Source organism: Polaromonas sp. (genome assembly GCF_012927485.1).
In the GTDB taxonomy this organism is placed as follows: Bacteria; Pseudomonadota; Gammaproteobacteria; order Burkholderiales; family Burkholderiaceae_C; genus Polaromonas.
In genome coordinates, this window is record NZ_JABBPC010000032.1 from 146,170 (window position 1) to 160,490 (window position 14,321).

At 56.9% G+C, this 14,321-nt stretch carries 19 protein-coding genes; 13 read left to right on the plus strand and 6 right to left on the minus strand.

Annotated elements, in window-relative coordinates:
• Window positions 1-134 precede the first annotated feature (134 nt).
• The 3 genes from HHJ16_RS12870 to HHJ16_RS12880 are packed head-to-tail and all read right to left on the minus strand — an operon-like array spanning window position 135 to window position 2,708.
• On the minus strand, window positions 135-1,022 hold the full coding sequence (locus HHJ16_RS12870; RefSeq protein ID WP_296901179.1) for a metal ABC transporter substrate-binding protein: 888 nt from the start codon (window positions 1,020-1,022) through the stop codon (window positions 135-137).
• Window positions 1,023-1,080: 58 nt separating this feature from the next.
• Window positions 1,081-1,965 carry a metal ABC transporter permease gene (locus tag HHJ16_RS12875; protein WP_296901181.1) on the minus strand — a complete coding sequence of 295 codons (885 nt, stop codon included), beginning with the start codon at window positions 1,963-1,965 and terminating at the stop codon, window positions 1,081-1,083.
• Window positions 1,965-2,708 carry an ABC transporter ATP-binding protein gene (locus HHJ16_RS12880; protein ID WP_296901183.1) on the minus strand — a complete coding sequence of 248 codons (744 nt, stop codon included), beginning with the start codon at window positions 2,706-2,708 and terminating at the stop codon, window positions 1,965-1,967. The genes HHJ16_RS12875 and HHJ16_RS12880 overlap by 1 nt, the downstream gene beginning before the upstream one ends.
• A gap of 243 nt (window positions 2,709-2,951) precedes the next feature.
• On the opposite strand from HHJ16_RS12880, the gene HHJ16_RS12885 reads away from it, so the two are divergent.
• The 7 genes from HHJ16_RS12885 (at window position 2,952) to HHJ16_RS12915 (ending at window position 8,191) form a co-directional block, all read left to right on the plus strand.
• Window positions 2,952-3,440 (plus strand): Fur family transcriptional regulator, encoded by a 489-nt coding sequence (locus HHJ16_RS12885; RefSeq protein WP_296901185.1) that lies wholly within the window; start codon window positions 2,952-2,954, stop codon window positions 3,438-3,440.
• Window positions 3,437-4,111, plus strand: a complete 675-nt coding sequence (locus tag HHJ16_RS12890; RefSeq protein ID WP_296901187.1) for an ATP-binding cassette domain-containing protein — start codon at window positions 3,437-3,439, stop codon at window positions 4,109-4,111. The genes HHJ16_RS12885 and HHJ16_RS12890 overlap by 4 nt, the downstream gene beginning before the upstream one ends.
• Window positions 4,108-5,310: an FtsX-like permease family protein gene (locus HHJ16_RS12895; RefSeq protein ID WP_296901189.1), complete on the plus strand. Its 1,203-nt coding sequence runs from the start codon at window positions 4,108-4,110 to the stop codon at window positions 5,308-5,310. The genes HHJ16_RS12890 and HHJ16_RS12895 overlap by 4 nt, the downstream gene beginning before the upstream one ends.
• Window positions 5,311-5,318: 8 nt before the next feature.
• Window positions 5,319-5,585: a hypothetical protein gene (locus HHJ16_RS12900; RefSeq protein ID WP_296901191.1), complete on the plus strand. Its 267-nt coding sequence runs from the start codon at window positions 5,319-5,321 to the stop codon at window positions 5,583-5,585.
• A 47-nt stretch (window positions 5,586-5,632) separates the two neighbouring features.
• On the plus strand, window positions 5,633-6,235 hold the full coding sequence (locus HHJ16_RS12905) for a DUF3299 domain-containing protein (protein ID WP_296901193.1): 603 nt from the start codon (window positions 5,633-5,635) through the stop codon (window positions 6,233-6,235).
• 197 nt (window positions 6,236-6,432) lie between these two features.
• Window positions 6,433-7,080, plus strand: a complete 648-nt coding sequence (locus HHJ16_RS12910; RefSeq protein WP_296901195.1) for a DUF47 domain-containing protein — start codon at window positions 6,433-6,435, stop codon at window positions 7,078-7,080.
• 100 nt (window positions 7,081-7,180) lie between these two features.
• A complete protein-coding gene (locus HHJ16_RS12915; RefSeq protein WP_296901197.1) occupies window positions 7,181-8,191 on the plus strand; it encodes an inorganic phosphate transporter in 1,011 nt (336 codons plus the stop codon).
• A gap of 153 nt (window positions 8,192-8,344) precedes the next feature.
• On the opposite strand, the gene HHJ16_RS12920 is transcribed toward HHJ16_RS12915, so the two are convergent.
• The 3 genes from HHJ16_RS12920 to HHJ16_RS12930 all read right to left on the minus strand — a co-directional run bounded on the left by HHJ16_RS12920 (window position 8,345) and on the right by HHJ16_RS12930 (window position 9,940).
• Window positions 8,345-8,653, minus strand: coding sequence for a high-potential iron-sulfur protein (locus HHJ16_RS12920; protein ID WP_296901327.1), 309 nt, complete (start codon window positions 8,651-8,653; stop codon window positions 8,345-8,347).
• Window positions 8,654-8,937: 284 nt separating this feature from the next.
• A complete protein-coding gene (locus HHJ16_RS12925) occupies window positions 8,938-9,396 on the minus strand; it encodes a hypothetical protein (protein WP_296901199.1) in 459 nt (152 codons plus the stop codon).
• Window positions 9,397-9,403: 7 nt separating this feature from the next.
• A complete protein-coding gene (locus HHJ16_RS12930; protein ID WP_296901201.1) occupies window positions 9,404-9,940 on the minus strand; it encodes a GNAT family N-acetyltransferase in 537 nt (178 codons plus the stop codon).
• Window positions 9,941-10,130: 190 nt separating this feature from the next.
• On the opposite strand from HHJ16_RS12930, the gene rpsP reads away from it, so the two are divergent.
• From rpsP to HHJ16_RS12960, 6 genes are all read left to right on the plus strand, one after another.
• Window positions 10,131-10,382 carry a 30S ribosomal protein S16 gene (gene rpsP, locus HHJ16_RS12935; protein WP_296901202.1) on the plus strand — a complete coding sequence of 84 codons (252 nt, stop codon included), beginning with the start codon at window positions 10,131-10,133 and terminating at the stop codon, window positions 10,380-10,382.
• 14 nt (window positions 10,383-10,396) lie between these two features.
• Entirely contained in the window at window positions 10,397-11,005 is a 609-nt protein-coding gene (rimM, locus tag HHJ16_RS12940; protein WP_296901204.1) for a ribosome maturation factor RimM, read from the plus strand.
• Between the two features lie 64 nt (window positions 11,006-11,069).
• Complete coding sequence (trmD, locus tag HHJ16_RS12945; RefSeq protein ID WP_296901206.1) at window positions 11,070-11,849, plus strand: tRNA (guanosine(37)-N1)-methyltransferase TrmD; 780 nt, start codon at window positions 11,070-11,072, stop codon at window positions 11,847-11,849.
• Window positions 11,850-11,980: 131 nt separating this feature from the next.
• Window positions 11,981-12,346 (plus strand): 50S ribosomal protein L19, encoded by a 366-nt coding sequence (gene rplS, locus HHJ16_RS12950; RefSeq protein ID WP_296901208.1) that lies wholly within the window; start codon window positions 11,981-11,983, stop codon window positions 12,344-12,346.
• A gap of 83 nt (window positions 12,347-12,429) precedes the next feature.
• A complete protein-coding gene (locus HHJ16_RS12955; protein ID WP_296901210.1) occupies window positions 12,430-13,137 on the plus strand; it encodes a CoA pyrophosphatase in 708 nt (235 codons plus the stop codon).
• Window positions 13,138-13,239: 102 nt separating this feature from the next.
• Window positions 13,240-14,262 carry a CobD/CbiB family protein gene (locus HHJ16_RS12960; protein ID WP_296901211.1) on the plus strand — a complete coding sequence of 341 codons (1,023 nt, stop codon included), beginning with the start codon at window positions 13,240-13,242 and terminating at the stop codon, window positions 14,260-14,262.
• Window positions 14,263-14,321 lie beyond the last annotated feature (59 nt).

Here is a 14,321-nt window from a genome sequence, read left to right on the forward strand (position 1 = left end):
CTCATTACGTCTGTGCATCCAACTTGCTCTGTCATTGCCGAGTTGAACGCCGCGTATGAGCCGTTCAGCGGGAGCGATGGCGATTCGCCTACTTCTTCAACCTGACTCGGAACGCCGTGGTGGCTTGCCCGTGATCAGTTGAGCTTCATGCTTTGCACCAGCTGTGTAATGTTGTAATGCATCATCTTGAGGTAGCTGTCTGCCGGACCGCCCTGAGCAGACAGCGCATCCGAATACAACGTGGCACCTGCGGTGACGCCGGCCTCCCGGCTGAGTTGCTCGAGAAGCCTCGTGTTGGTCATGTTTTCCACATGAACGGCTTTAATTTTTTCACGTTTTATCTGCCGAATCAGCAGCGCGACTTCCTTGGCACTGGCCTCGCTGTCGGTGGAAACTCCTTGAGGTGCTAAAAAGCTGATCTGATAACGCGCTCCCAGGTAGCCGAATGCGTCGTGTGAGGTGATGATCTTGCGTTTGGCCAGCGGAATCAGCGCGAACTGCACTTTGGCCCAGCTGTCGAGCTGCACCAGCTCTGCCTGATACGCGCTGGCATTGCGCTGGTAAATTGCAGCACCCGAAGGGTCTGCTTTGGCAAGCGCTGCGCTGATGTTGCGTACGTAGGTGATGACTTTGGTCGGATCTTGCCAGGCATGGGGATCATCGTGTCCGTTTTCTTCCGCTGATTTTTTGGTGAGGACGCCGCTGGATGCGACTACAACGGTGCCTTTGTAAGCGGCCGATCGGGCGAGCTTGTCCATCCACGAATCAAAGCCCAAGCCGTTGCTGACCAGTAGCCTGGATTGAGCAACCTTTTTAACGTCGCTGGGGGAGGGTTCGAACACATGAGCATCCTGGTCCGGGCCGACCAGGGTCTGCACGTCAACTCGCTCGCCGCCTACGACGCGCACGAGGTCACCCAGCACGCTAAAGCTTGCAACAACAGGCAGTTTGCCTTCAGCCAGTGCACTGCACGCCCAGGTTATCGCGAGAATGGCTGGTCCGAGTCTGGAAAGAAAGTTCATCGGTGCATTCCGTAAAGAGAAAGGGAGAAAGGGAGAAAGGAGAAGGGGCAAGGACAGATCAACGCGTGAAGTGCTTTTTTCGCACACCGCGTTGCAGCCAGCCGCGTGGCGAGAAAACCAGAGACAGAAAGTACAGCACCGTCGCCGCAGCGATGATGCTGGGTCCGGATGGCGTGTCGAGTTGGAACGAAAAAACCAAGCCAATATAAGCGGCCAACGCGGCCTGGCCGGCGCTGTTGAGCAACTGCGCCGGCAAGGTGTCGTGCCAAAGCCGTGCAGAAACAGCGGGCAGCATCATCATGCCCACCGCCATCAGTGTGCCCATGGTCTGGAAGCCGGCAACCAGGTTGATCACGACCAGCATCAGGAAAAACTGCTGCACTGCAGCGCCGCTGCTTCCTCTGAGTTTGCCGCTGCTGGACATGAACAACGGGTCGAAGCTTTCCAGCAGCAGGCCACGGTACATCAGTGCCATGGCGGTCACACTGACGGTGGCCATACCAGCGACCAGCAGCAGACCATCAGCATCAACGCCGAGCACGCTGCCAAACAGGATGTGGAGCAAATCCAGCTGCGTGCCGCGCCGCGAAATCAGGATTACGCCCAATGCCAATGCGCTAAGGTAAATGGCGGCAAGGCTCGCATCTTCCTTCAGGCTGGTGGTGCGGCTAATAAGGCTGGCCAGCGCCACAACCACCAGTCCAGCGATCAGGCCGCCCAGCGCCATGGCCCAGAGCGACAGCCCAAAGAGCATGAACCCAATAGCCACGCCTGGCAATACGGCATGGCTCAGCGCATCGCCGAACAGGCTCATGCGGCGCAGTGTTAGCCAGACCCCCAAGGGTGCGCTGCTGACCGCCAGCGCTACGGCTGCAACCAGCGCACGCCGCAAAAACAAAAACTCTGCAAAGGGCGCAATACCCCATTGGTAAAGCGTCTCCATCAAAGGTCGACCGCTATCTCGCACAGGGGCACGGGGTCTGCTTCGTTATGTTCCCAGGTTTCCGCGATGAGTTTGGCTTGCTGCAGATGCTCTGGCGTCATAACCTTGGCGGTCTCGCCCCAAGCCACCGCCTGACGAGCCAGCAGCAGGCACTGCGGAAAGAATTCACGAACCTGGGTATCGTCATGCACCACCGCAATAATGGTGCGGCCTTGCTGGTGCCATTCGGCGATAAGGCCTAACAATGCCGACGTGGTGCGGCTGTCAATGGCCGTGAACGGCTCGTCGAGAAGGATGAGTTCAGCGTCCTGCACCAGTAAACGGGCAAATAGCACGCGCTGGAATTGGCCGGTGGACAGTTCCCCAACCGGGCGTTGCGCAAAGCCGTTAAGTCCCACCGCCCTGAGCGCCGATGCCGCCTTGTCCATTGAGCTGGGCGAGAGGCCGCCAAGCACTCCGCTTATCTGCCAGAAGCCGAGCAGCACGCAGTCCAGTACCGAAATCGGGAAACTGCGATCAATTTCCGCCTGTTGCGGCAGGTAGGCGATGCGGGGGCGCGCACAGGACAGCGTGATGCGCCCTTCAATGGGTAATAAGCCGAGCAGGCTTTTCAACAAAGTACTTTTGCCGGCGCCGTTGGGTCCGACGATTGCAGTCAGTGAGCCTTTTTTAAACTCGCCGCTTAGGTGGTGCAATACCGGATGTCGCTGGTAGCTCACCGTGAGGTTGTCGAGGCGAATCACCGGAAAGCCTCAGGCAGTGCCCACAGAACGCCTAGCCATAAACACACCAGCACCGGAAGTATGGCCAACAGTCGTTGCCATCCGCGCCAGGCAAGCACTGACGAAGTTTTTTTAGCGGCCGGGCCATCGGAAAGAGAAAGGTTTGTTTCGGTCATAATGCAACTCAATTGCTTTGAAGTGTAACGCAACCTGATTGCGGTAAAGGAGCGAGCAGTCCAAAATCGGCAACACCACATGACGGACATGAAAAATCTCAACGACGCCAAAGATACGATTAATGAATTGCTGGCGGCCCATGGTTTGCGTCGCACCAGCGCGGGGCGCGCCGTCATGGCCTGGATGCTTCAGCACGCCGAGACCAGCTGGACCCATGCAAAGTTGTCGGACGCTCTGTTTCGTGAAACGGCGCTGTCGCTGGATCGCGTCACACTTTACCGTTTGTTGGACCGACTGGCGCAGGTCGGCCTACTGATCCGTAGCGTTGATTCTGAACGGGTGCGGCACTACCAGGCCGTACCAGCGACCGCAGTTTCAGCCGAAACAATGCCTCATTTTGAGTGCCAGGCGTGTCACCGTAATTTCGAACTTGAAGCGGCAAGCGCCCAGTTTGAAAAAGCCGCAAGAGCAGCACTCGAAGCACTTGAGGCCGTGGGTCATTTGGGTTTGAGTGTGGATTTTTCGGTCCATGGGGTGTGCGTGGACTGCACACCGGCGACCGGGCATGCCGCATGATTCGTACACACAACCTGTCTTACCGCTACGGCGATGGTGTGGCCTTGAATTTTCCGGACGTGACCGTGGCGCAAGGCGGGGTACTCCTGCTGCGTGGGCCTTCCGGCTCTGGCAAGTCCACCTGGCTGGCTCTTGCTGCTGGCTTGGTGAACGCGATAGCCGGGCAGATCGAAGTTGCCGGGCAGTCCTTGGGCGAGGGTGGCAGCCTCAAAAAGAGTGCACTGGATGCATGGCGTGCCAAAACTGTCGGCTTTTTGCCGCAGAAACTTCATCTAAGTACCGCGCTGACGGTGCACGAGAACCTGGCCATGGCGCAGTGGGCCGCAGGGCAAGAGCAGGACGAACAGCGCATCATCGAGGCGCTGTCGGCGCTCGGCGTGCAGGCGCTGGCTCAACGCAAGCCCGCGCAGCTTTCAGGCGGGCAGGCTCAGCGTGTCGCACTGGCCCGCGCAGTGTTGCTTCAGCCTAAAGTGATTTTGGCGGATGAACCGACCGCCAGTCTGGATGACGACGCGGCGTCGGCGTCACTGGAGCTGCTTCAGGCGACCGCCAGTCGCGAAGGCGCAACGCTCGTTATTGCCACCCACGATGCTAGGGTGGCAGGATTTTTTGAAGGAAAAGTCAATAAAAAGGGCCTTCAATCTTTATACATTGGGGGCCACGCGTTATGAAAACGATCGTATTTTCATGGCGTTACCTGTGGTCCAGGCCGCTGTCCGCAGCGCTTAACCTGCTGCTTTTAAGTATCGGTTTAGCCTCCATTACGTTTTTGCTCCTCGTCAGCCATCGGCTCAACACGGCGTTTGACCGCGATCTGGCGGGTATCGATGTGGTGGTGGGCGCCAAGGGAAGTCCGATGCAGCTCATTTTGTCGGGCGTGTTCCAGCTTGATGTGCCTACTGGCAATATCCCCTTGGCAGCCGTCAAGGCGTTGCAGGCCCACCCGCAGGTGGCCCAGTTGATTCCCATCAGCATGGGCGATAGTTTCCGCGGCTTTCGCATTGTGGGTACCACGACCGACTACGTGAGCCATTACGGGGCTGAAATGGCGCAGGGCGTCATTTGGAAAGCGTCGATGGAAGCCTTACTGGGCTCCCGGGTTGCCCAGCAGACGGGGCTCAAGGTGGGTGACACCTTCGTGGGCAGTCACGGACTGGGCGGCGGGGGGCATGTGCATGGCCAGAATCCTTATACCGTCACCGGTATTCTGGCACCCAGTGGTTCGGTGCTGGATCGACTGGTGCTCACACCGACTGAATCGGTATGGCAAGTGCATGAAACCGACACCGCGCTGGACGACGAGGACCGCAAGATTCTGGAAGAGGAGCGTGAGGTCACGCTTGCGCTGATCCGGTACAAGACCCCGCTGGCGGCGGTGACTTTTCCCCGGTTCATCAATACCACCACCGAGATGCAGGCCGCGGCACCCGCGCTTGAAATTACTCGTCTGCTCAGTATGGTGGGCGTCGGCACCGATGTCTTGCGCGCATTAGCCGGCGTGCTATTGCTTACCGCCGGCCTGAGTGTCTTCATTGCTTTATGGGGCGCGGTGCGCGAGCGGCGGGCCGACTTGGCCCTGCTGCGCATGCTTGGCGCACCGCCGCGCAAAGTGGCCGGTTTGCTACTGTGCGAAGCCCTGTGGCTAGCGCTGCTTGCCACGGTCCTGGGGGTGCTCGCGGGCCAAGGCCTGACGGCGCTGCTCGCCTGGATGCTGCAACTCGAAAATTCAGTATTGATCGGCGCCTTGTCCTGGCCGGTCGAGTTGATTAGCGTGCCGATTCTCGCTTTGGGGGTAGCGCTTGCGTCTGCGCTCCTGCCTGCCTGGGAGGCCTACCGCGTTAGCGTTTTGGAACTTCTTCAATCAAGGTAAAAGAGTTTATGAAAATATTTAATTCGTTCAAAAATATGGCGCTCGCGCCTGCCGTCATTGTACTCAGCGCTACGTTTTCAATAGCGGTTGCGCAGCCCATCGACAAAGACACAAAAATGGACATTCAGCGCCATCGCGCGATGGCCGCGGCTCACGAGGACGCCGCGAAGTGTTTGGAGTCAGGCAAGGCAGATGAAGTGTGCGAGAAAGAACTGCAAGCGGCGTGCAAAGGGCTGGGAATAGGTAAATACTGCGGCATGAAACACGTCCACTGAGCCGAATGAACAATGCCTGTTATCTGCCAAAATTTCCGGAGAACTGCATGAAAGTAGCGCCTTTTTCTAATTTTTCTTTCAGCCGTCTGGCGACCAGCCTCGGCTGTGCAGGCACGCTAGCGGCGGGATTGTTTTTTGCGGCGATCAGCTTGCAGGCGCAGACGCTGTCGTCGCCGATCGCTTCGGGAGGCTCAAAATCTGCGGCATCGACCGCACCGGGTTTCGATTTGCCAGTGGGTCAAGGTGCCGGGGTGCACGGCGCCAACAGTCCTTTCCCCAACCTCGCTTCCCGCGATGATGTGGTGCCCTGGTCGGTACTAACAGCGGTAAAAACCAAGCACGAAAAAAATCGAATTCTTCCTGTGTTCACGATGACCCAGATGGCGCTTAACCAGAGGACCCAGCGTATCCAGGGTTTCATGATGCCGCTGGACCCGGGTGCAACGCAACGGCATTTTTTACTGTCATCGGTGCCGCTCACCTGTGCTTTCTGCACACCGGGTGGCCCTGAAAGCATGGTGGAAGTCCACAGCAAAACGCCGGTCAAATACAGCATGGAGCCGGTTGTGGTGGAAGGTCATTTTCTGGTGCTCAATGACGACTCCTACGGCTTGTACTACCGAATCACGGACGCAACCAGCGTCAAGTGACTCCCTGGCATCTTCTTGTGCAGGCAGGGCCTGAACTTTAACGAGTCGCCTTCCCTAGGCGCACAGAGGCGCAGCGTTTGTGGGCCGCTCGACGGAAAGCAGGTGCCTGCCCGATCTGACGGTCGGGTCTGCCATCGCGTTACACTCCCGCAGGCATAAAAACGCCATATTTTTGATTTAATTTCTGAGGAATTGACATGCTGTTTGGCAAATTGTTGCCGCGAGAAGGCAATTTTTTCGAGCTGTTCAACCAGCATGCTGACCGGATTGTGGAGGCTGCGCGCGCTTTCTCGAACATGGTGGCTAACTACAGTGACGTCCAAAAGCGCGAAGCCTATAACCGTGACGTGGATAACGCCGAGCGGGCGGCCGACCGCATCACCCAAGAGGTCAACCGCATGCTGCACAAGACCTTTATCACGCCGATCGACCGCGAACAAATCCATTCGTTGATCAACACGATGGACGACGTGGCCGACTTGATCCAGGACTCGGCCGAAACCATGGCGCTGTACGACGTGCATCACATGACCGAAGACATCGTTCGCCTGACCGATTTGAGCGTTAAATGCTGCGAGCGGCTCAAGGATGCTGTGGCGCTAATCGGAAAAGTCAGGCTTGCCGCTACCGCCGAGGCCGCACTCAAAACCTGTGAAGAGATTGATCAGCTCGAATCCGACGCCGATCGGGTGATGCGTTCGGCCATGAGCCGCCTGTTTCGTGAAGAGCCTGATGTGCGGGAAGTCATCAAGCTCAAAGCGGTTTACGAATTGTTGGAGACCATTACCGACAAGTGCGAGGACGTCGCTAACCTGATCGAGGGCATTGTCCTCGAGAACTCGTGAACTCCGCCGTGCTGGGCGTTTCCCGGCGTATCAGCCTGGCGAGCGGGCGTAATGCCGATTGGAATGGGAATGGTAATGACCCGGTACGAAGGCAAAAATCATGACCGCCGCACAAACATCTTTGTGGGTGGTGGTTTTATTAGTCATCATGGCGGTCGTTTTCGACTTCATGAATGGCTTTCACGATGCTGCCAATTCGATCGCAACGGTGGTATCCACAGGCGTTCTCAAGCCCGGTCAGGCCGTCGTGTTTGCTGCCGTTTTTAACCTCATCGCCATTTTTGTCTTTCATTTCAGCGTGGCGGCGACTGTGGGCAAGGGCATCGTCCAGCCGGGCGCGGTGGATACGCATGTGGTGTTCGGCGCACTGGTGGGCGCCATCATATGGAATTTCCTGACCTGGTATTCCGGCATACCCAGCAGTTCGTCTCATGCCCTCATCGGTGGTATTGTGGGCGCCGTGATGGCTAAGTCAGGCACTGGGGCGTTGATTTCGAGCGGTATCTGGAAGACAGTGGCTTTCATTTTTATATCCCCGCTGCTGGGATTTGTGCTTGGCTCCATGATGATGGTGATCGTGGCGTGGGTGTTTCGCAGCGCAACGCCTTCGAAAGTCGATAGATGGTTTCGCCGACTTCAGATCGTGTCGGCCGGCGCCTACAGTTTGGGGCACGGCGGCAACGATGCCCAAAAAACCATCGGCGTCATCTGGATGCTTTTGATTGCCACTGGTTACGCGTCAGCCAGCGACAGTTCGCCCCCCACCTGGACCATTGTTAGCTGCTATCTCGCTATTGCGGCTGGCACCATGTTTGGCGGCTGGCGTATCGTAAAAACCATGGGTCAAAAAATTACCAAGCTCAGACCTGTGGGCGGGTTCTGCGCTGAAACCGGGGGTGCGTTGACGTTATTTCTAGCGACGGGTCTGGGTATTCCGGTGTCTACAACGCACACCATTACCGGCGCTATCGTAGGCGTGGGCGCAACACAGCGAGCTTCTGCGGTGCGTTGGGGCGTCGCTGGCAATATTGTATGGGCCTGGATTTTTACGATTCCCGCCTCCGCCTTAGCGGCGGCAATTGCCTACTGGTTCAGCGTTCAGATTTTTTGATTCCTGACGCAATCGTCCAGCGAGCCGCGAACAGCAAAGCGGCGTCTTCAGCCAGCATGGCCAATACCGCGCCTCGCATTGCCGGACAGCGTTGATGAAGATACTGTGTTCTTCACCATCGCTGCGCCTATCCTCAACTATTTTCGCGAGACGTTAAGCCTTTTTGGCCCAAGCGCTGCACCAGCCCTTAGCTGCAACTTGTTTACCCGCGAACAGCGGGCAGGGACCGGAAGCGGCACCGGCCTTGCCTTGATAAAGTGCGCAATTCCCGCATTGCTGTCCCGCAGCATACTTTGGGTACTTGACCTTATCGGCTTTGGTTGCGTCAGCTTTGTAGCCTAGTGCGGTCGCTTGCGCATCGGTTTCCACCAACGCTGTTTGAGCCTGAGCAAGGCTAGCTGAGGCGAAAACCCCAGCGCCGACGACGGATTGAATGACAAAAGTTCTACGGTTGGAATTCATGGTTTGTATCCTTGAAAATTGAAACGGAAAAATGCCGATGGACAATAAGTGTTAAGCAGCAGATGCGTTTGCACCGAGGTGCGGAGCTACGAAGGTAGAGCACCGACGTATCAATAAAACATTCGCCAGCTTGTGCTAATGACTTGGAATCAAATCCGCTGCTGTTTCGATATTTCACGCCAAAATAAGCGCTCTTAAGTATATGACTAACAAGCAACGCCCGGTTTGTACTCAAGGATGGAAAATAATCTGCACCGGCCCAAACGCGTCGCTTGTATAGCGTGTTACTGACTAATTTTCCGGGCCTCTTCGACCTGGTATTCGAAGTAGCGCTGAAAGCTGAAAACAATGCTCGACATTAATGCAATAGAGCCAAAAAGCAAGGCAAACACGACTGCACCTATCGTGAGCCAGTTGGTGCTGCCGGCGACTGCGTCCGGCACGCCAGGATTGTGTTGCGCATTCCATTTTTCAGTGGACATTAATCCGTAGTAAATGGCTGTCAGCGCGGTGCCGGCAAGCGTAAAACCAAGCAATGGAATCAGCACCCAGGCCAATTGATCGTCCTGCCCGTAAAGGCGCACGCGCTGGACCCCCCACCAGCCGAGTGCGGCAACGACCGGGTGCAGCCATGCCCACGGGTCGCCGGCACCGAACAGGTACAGGCGGTGCAGCCCGAACTGGCCGCCAATGAAAGCCAGCCAGGCAGCCGCTGTTTTGTTTTTGGGGGAGGGTGCGCGCATGCAGGGATTATGGGGAGGGTGGATCAAGGGGCGGCATGGTGTCGCCCAGCCCGAGTGTTTTTTGCATGATGACAATATCGCGCCAGGCGCCGAGTTTCCAGCCGCAAGATTCGATCGTTCCAACCGGTGTAAAGCCCAGCGACTGATGAACACCGACGGACCCTGCGTTGGCGGAATCGCCCACAATAGCCATCACTTTTCGAATCCCTGCGGCTTCGCAGCGCACCAGGAGTTCGGACAGCAGCGCACGACCAAGCCCTTGTCGTTGAAGATCCGGCGCCAAATAAATGGAATCCTCGACCGAATAGCGGTAGGCCGGGCGAGGCTTGAACCAGTTGCCGTAGGCAAACCCGGCAATCTTCCCATCCTGCTCAGCGACCAAGTAGGGGAGGCCTTTGGACAGCACGTCGGCGCGGCGCGCGGTCATGTCCTCGAGGCTCGGGGGGTCGGTTTCAAAACTCCCGGTGCCGTGAAGGACGTGGTGGGTGTAAATGGCCGTGATGGCGGGAAGATCTTCGTCGCGGCTAGGGCGTATGAGAGACATGCAGGGTTAGCAATCCGGAGTTTGGGGGATTGAAGAATAGCAGGTCTGGGTGGTTTTTCCTGAAGAAACGTTGGCGCCGGGTTATACTCGCAGGCTTTGCAGCATTTCGCTGGCCGGGTGGCCATGTCGTGTGTCTCAAGCGCTGCAGGAATATTGGGGTGTTTTTACCCCACCACCCGAAGGATAAATTATGGTCGTCATTCGACTTTCACGCGGCGGTTCCAAGCATCGTCCATTTTTCAATATCGTTGTAGCGGATAAGCGCGTTCGTCGCGACGGCCGGTTCATCGAACGCATCGGCTTTTACAATCCGATCGCCAAAGGTGGTGAGGAAGGTCTGCGCATTGTGCAAGACCGTTTGACCCATTGGCTGGGTGTTGGCGCCCAGGCGTCCCCGACCGTTGAGCGACTGATCAAGCAGGGTGCCGCCAAGGTCGCCTGATTTTAGAGATTTTGATGCCGCCCGGCCTTCAACCATCTGCAGGCTTGAACCCTTCAAACCTTCCAAGCGATGCCATTGAAGTCGGGCGCATTCTGGATGCCTGGGGTGTCAAAGGGTGGGTGAAAATCCTCCCGCACAGTACGGATCCAGAAGCGCTTTTTGCGGCCAAGTCCTGGTTTTTGCAGGCGCCCGAAGCCAAATTTCGTCCGGACTTCAAGCTGTTTTCCGGCACGGTGTCGCTCAGTGTGGACGAAGCCAAAATCCATTCCAATTCAGTGGTGGCTAAATTTAGCGGACTTGACGATCGCAACGCGGCTGAAGCGTTGCGGGGCGGGAGGATTTTTCTGTCGCGCAGCAGTTTTCCGGCCGCTTCCCCAGACGAGTATTACTGGATTGACCTGATTGGTTTGAACGTGGTCAATCGTGAAGGTGTGGCGCTGGGCTGCGTGCGTGACCTGATGGCGACCGGTCCTCACTCGGTGCTGTGTGTTGAATACACAACGAGCCAGGAAGATGGCACCAGCGCTACGGCTGAACGCATGATCCCTTTTGTCTCGGTTTACATAGACGCCGTAGATATTGCCGGCAAATGCATTACGGTGGATTGGCAACCCGACTATTGAGGGGCCGGGTGGATTACCCTGATCTAGCGTCGGCAGTATTTCGCGAGCGCAAAATATCATTTCCATGCGTTTCGATGTCATCACCCTATTTCCTGAGCTTTTCGCGCCGTTTTTTGTCTGTGGCGTAACCCGCCGTGCCTACGAAGCAGGTCTGGTCGAGGTCAAGCTCTGGAATCCCCGCGATTTTGCTGATGGTAATTACCGCCGCGTAGACGACCGCCCGTTTGGCGGCGGTCCCGGCATGGTGTTGATGGCCGAACCGCTTACCTTATGCCTGGAACATGTGCGCGCCGAACGTGCCGTTTGCGCTGCTGTCGAGGCTCCTACTGTCCTGTTTTCCCCCGTAGGCCAAGTCCTGAATCACGCTAGTGTGGAACGTTGGTCGGCCAGCAGCGGCGCAGTGATGATTTGTGGCCGTTACGAGGGTTTGGACCAGCGATTTATAGACAGCCATGTCGACCAGCAGATTAGTCTGGGTGATTTCGTGCTGTCGGGCGGAGAGATTGCTGCCATGGCGCTGTTGGATGCGGTGGCCCGACTGCAGCCGGGGGTCTTGAATGACGAAGGCAGCCATCAGATGGACAGCTTCAACCCGGCGCTTGATGGCCTGCTGGATTGTCCTCACTACACCCGGCCAGAAAGTTGGCGCGGTTTGGTTGTGCCGCCGACCTTGATGTCCGGCAATCACGCTCATATTGAGCGCTGGCGGCGCGATCAGCAACTGGCGCTGACCCAGCGGCAACGCCCTGAGCTGGTGCAACAAGCCCGTGCGGCGGGTCGTTTAAGTGCAAAAGATGAGGTTTTTCTAGCTGATTTGATCGAAAATCCGGAGCAAGACGCGTAATTGCTATAATCAAAGGCTTTTCGATCCTCTGGCGGCCACTGCAACCATCCGCTTCTTTAAAAGAAGTCTCCCTGGATTTGCGGTCTTTAGCGTAGCGCGTGAATGAACGAAAAAAGTTAGATGGAAAAATTATGAATCTGATCCAGACTCTTGAGCAAGAAGAAATTGCCCGCCTGAACAAAATCATTCCTCCCTACGCTCCTGGCGACACCGTCATCGTGAGCGTTAACGTAGTTGAAGGTACCCGCAAACGGGTGCAGGCTTTTGAAGGTGTGGTGATTGCAAAACGCAATCGCGGCCTTAATTCCAGTTTCATCGTCCGTAAAATTTCTAATGGTGAAGGCGTTGAGCGTACGTTCCAGGTTTACAGTCCGCTGATCGCAAAGATCGAAGTGAAACGTCGTGGCGATGTGCGCCGCGCGAAGCTCTACTATCTGCGCAGTCGCAGCGGCAAGTCGGCGCGTATTAAAGAAAAGCTGGGTGTTAAAGCTGCATAAGGAATCATGCAGGAGGATTTAGTCCCTCACAAAAAAGCCGCTCCTTCGAGCGGTTTTTTTATGCCTGTTACGCTGTGCCTTTTATGACGTTTACCAGGCCACTGCCAATTTTCGATCCCCGCAGCATTCCCGTGCTGGGGATTGACGACCACCTTGCGGGCGTGGCGCTAGAGCGTCTTACTCCTCAGGCTCTTCGCGAGCGTTTCAGGCAACCGCCCGTTTGGACGCCCGAACACAGCGTCGAAAAGAAATTTTCTGATCGGACGCCCGCGCTTGCTGCCGTACTGTTGCCGCTTGTAATGCACGACCAACTTACCCTGTTGCTGACCCAGCGCAGCACCAACCTATCAACCCATTCAGGTCAGATTGCGTTTCCGGGTGGTCGCACCGACGAGTCCGACCAGGATGCGGTGGACACGGCCTTGCGGGAAGCACACGAAGAAATTGGCTTGCCGCGCGATCATGTCGAGGTGCTGGGCACTTTGCCAACTTACGTCACGGGTTCTGCCTTCATCATCACGCCCGTGGTTGCGCTTGTGAAGCCTGGTTTCGCATTGCAACCGAATCCGGGAGAAGTTGCGGATATTTTTGAGGTGCCTCTGAGTTATCTGATGAATCCCGCGCATCACCGGCGTCACGAGATTGAATTTGACGGAGTGATACGCCAGTGGCTTTCCATGCCTTACACCGACACCTCGGATCAGATTGACAGCAGCGAAGGGAAGGAGCGCTACATATGGGGAGCGACCGCAGGCATGTTGCGCAATTTTTACCGTTTCCTGAGCGCGTGAGCCACCTTCATCGAGTTTTTTAGCCGGGCGGTACGGTGGCCCATAAAACCTCCGGGAATCCGATAAGCTTCAGCAAGCGCGAGAGGCCCGTTATGATTCAGCATGAGCTTTTTTGCCGTTTTGTTTGCACTCATGATCGAACAGGCCCGGCCACTGGCCCGCGGCAACTGGGTTCATGCTGGTTTCCGAGGCTGGGCGCGCTGGGTCAATCGCAGCCTGGATGCTGGCAAGACGCACCATGGATGGCTGGCGTGGACGACCGCGGTGGTAGTTCCAGCAGTGTTTACGCTGTTGATTCACTGGCTGCTGATGCGCGTGAGTGTGTTGCTGGCTTTTGCCTGGAGCGTGGCGATTCTCTATGTCACGCTCGGTTTTCGGCAGTTCAGTCACTACTTCACCGACATCCGCGATGCGTTGGACGATGGCGACGAAACTACAGCACGCGAGCTGCTAGCGGAATGGCGCCAAGTCGATGCGAGTGAGCTGCCACGAAGTGAAATTGTGCGCCACGTCATTGAATACTCGGTGTTAGCGGCCCATCGTCACGTGTTCGGTGTACTCGCTTGGTTTTCAGTGCTCGCTGCTTTGGGGTTTGGACCAGCGGGTGCCGTGCTTTATCGCCTGAGCGAATTCGTTTCTCGCTATTGGGGCTACAAACATAGTTCTCCTGGCGAAGGCGCGAGTCCGGCGCTGCAAGCCGTCGCTACCCAGGCGTGGGTTGTCATCGACTTTGTCCCCGCGCGCCTTACTTCGCTGGGGTTTGCGGTGGTAGGAAGTTTTGAAGAGGCTATTGATGCGTGGCGCAACTACAACCAGCGCGTGCCAGCGAATGCACAAGCTCCCTTCGAAAATCGCAACGACGGCGTTTTACTTGCCGCCACTTCGGGTGCGGTGAACGTGCGGCTGGGTGGAGAAGTCTTGAAAGCGACGGTCGTCCCGGATGCCGCCCCCGGGTTTGAGGCGGGCGAGCTTGATGGGGATGCCCGTATCGTCACCGAATCCACATCATCAGGCCGAGAGCCAGAGGTGGCGCACCTGCGCAGCATTGTCGGGCTGGTATGGCGTTCCGTGGTGCTTTGGATGGTACTGCTTGCGCTGTTGACGTTGGCGCGATTGCTGGGCTGAACGCTTTCTTAAGGCGGTGCCAGCGGGCCTTCAGCGTTGTCGGCTGGCTGTTCGGGAAG

What these genes read in the sequence shown, in the direction of transcription:
- trmD (WP_296901206.1), top strand. Translation starts at nt 11,070, where the DNA reads ATGCGTTTCGATGTCATCACCCTATTTCCTGAGCTTTTCGCGCCGTTT.
- HHJ16_RS12890 (WP_296901187.1), top strand. Translation starts at nt 3,437, where the DNA reads ATGATTCGTACACACAACCTGTCTTACCGCTACGGCGATGGTGTGGCC.
- HHJ16_RS12875 (WP_296901181.1), bottom strand. Translation starts at nt 1,965, where the DNA reads ATGGAGACGCTTTACCAATGGGGTATTGCGCCCTTTGCAGAGTTTTTG.
- HHJ16_RS12900 (WP_296901191.1), top strand. Translation starts at nt 5,319, where the DNA reads ATGAAAATATTTAATTCGTTCAAAAATATGGCGCTCGCGCCTGCCGTC.
- HHJ16_RS12915 (WP_296901197.1), top strand. Translation starts at nt 7,181, where the DNA reads ATGACCGCCGCACAAACATCTTTGTGGGTGGTGGTTTTATTAGTCATC.
- HHJ16_RS12955 (WP_296901210.1), top strand. Translation starts at nt 12,430, where the DNA reads ATGACGTTTACCAGGCCACTGCCAATTTTCGATCCCCGCAGCATTCCC.
- HHJ16_RS12870 (WP_296901179.1), bottom strand. Translation starts at nt 1,022, where the DNA reads ATGAACTTTCTTTCCAGACTCGGACCAGCCATTCTCGCGATAACCTGG.
- HHJ16_RS12895 (WP_296901189.1), top strand. Translation starts at nt 4,108, where the DNA reads ATGAAAACGATCGTATTTTCATGGCGTTACCTGTGGTCCAGGCCGCTG.
- HHJ16_RS12910 (WP_296901195.1), top strand. Translation starts at nt 6,433, where the DNA reads ATGCTGTTTGGCAAATTGTTGCCGCGAGAAGGCAATTTTTTCGAGCTG.
- HHJ16_RS12905 (WP_296901193.1), top strand. Translation starts at nt 5,633, where the DNA reads ATGAAAGTAGCGCCTTTTTCTAATTTTTCTTTCAGCCGTCTGGCGACC.
- rpsP (WP_296901202.1), top strand. Translation starts at nt 10,131, where the DNA reads ATGGTCGTCATTCGACTTTCACGCGGCGGTTCCAAGCATCGTCCATTT.
- HHJ16_RS12930 (WP_296901201.1), bottom strand. Translation starts at nt 9,940, where the DNA reads ATGTCTCTCATACGCCCTAGCCGCGACGAAGATCTTCCCGCCATCACG.
- rimM (WP_296901204.1), top strand. Translation starts at nt 10,397, where the DNA reads ATGCCGCCCGGCCTTCAACCATCTGCAGGCTTGAACCCTTCAAACCTT.
- rplS (WP_296901208.1), top strand. Translation starts at nt 11,981, where the DNA reads ATGAATCTGATCCAGACTCTTGAGCAAGAAGAAATTGCCCGCCTGAAC.
- HHJ16_RS12960 (WP_296901211.1), top strand. Translation starts at nt 13,240, where the DNA reads ATGAGCTTTTTTGCCGTTTTGTTTGCACTCATGATCGAACAGGCCCGG.
- HHJ16_RS12885 (WP_296901185.1), top strand. Translation starts at nt 2,952, where the DNA reads ATGAAAAATCTCAACGACGCCAAAGATACGATTAATGAATTGCTGGCG.
- HHJ16_RS12925 (WP_296901199.1), bottom strand. Translation starts at nt 9,396, where the DNA reads ATGCGCGCACCCTCCCCCAAAAACAAAACAGCGGCTGCCTGGCTGGCT.
- HHJ16_RS12920 (WP_296901327.1), bottom strand. Translation starts at nt 8,653, where the DNA reads ATGAATTCCAACCGTAGAACTTTTGTCATTCAATCCGTCGTCGGCGCT.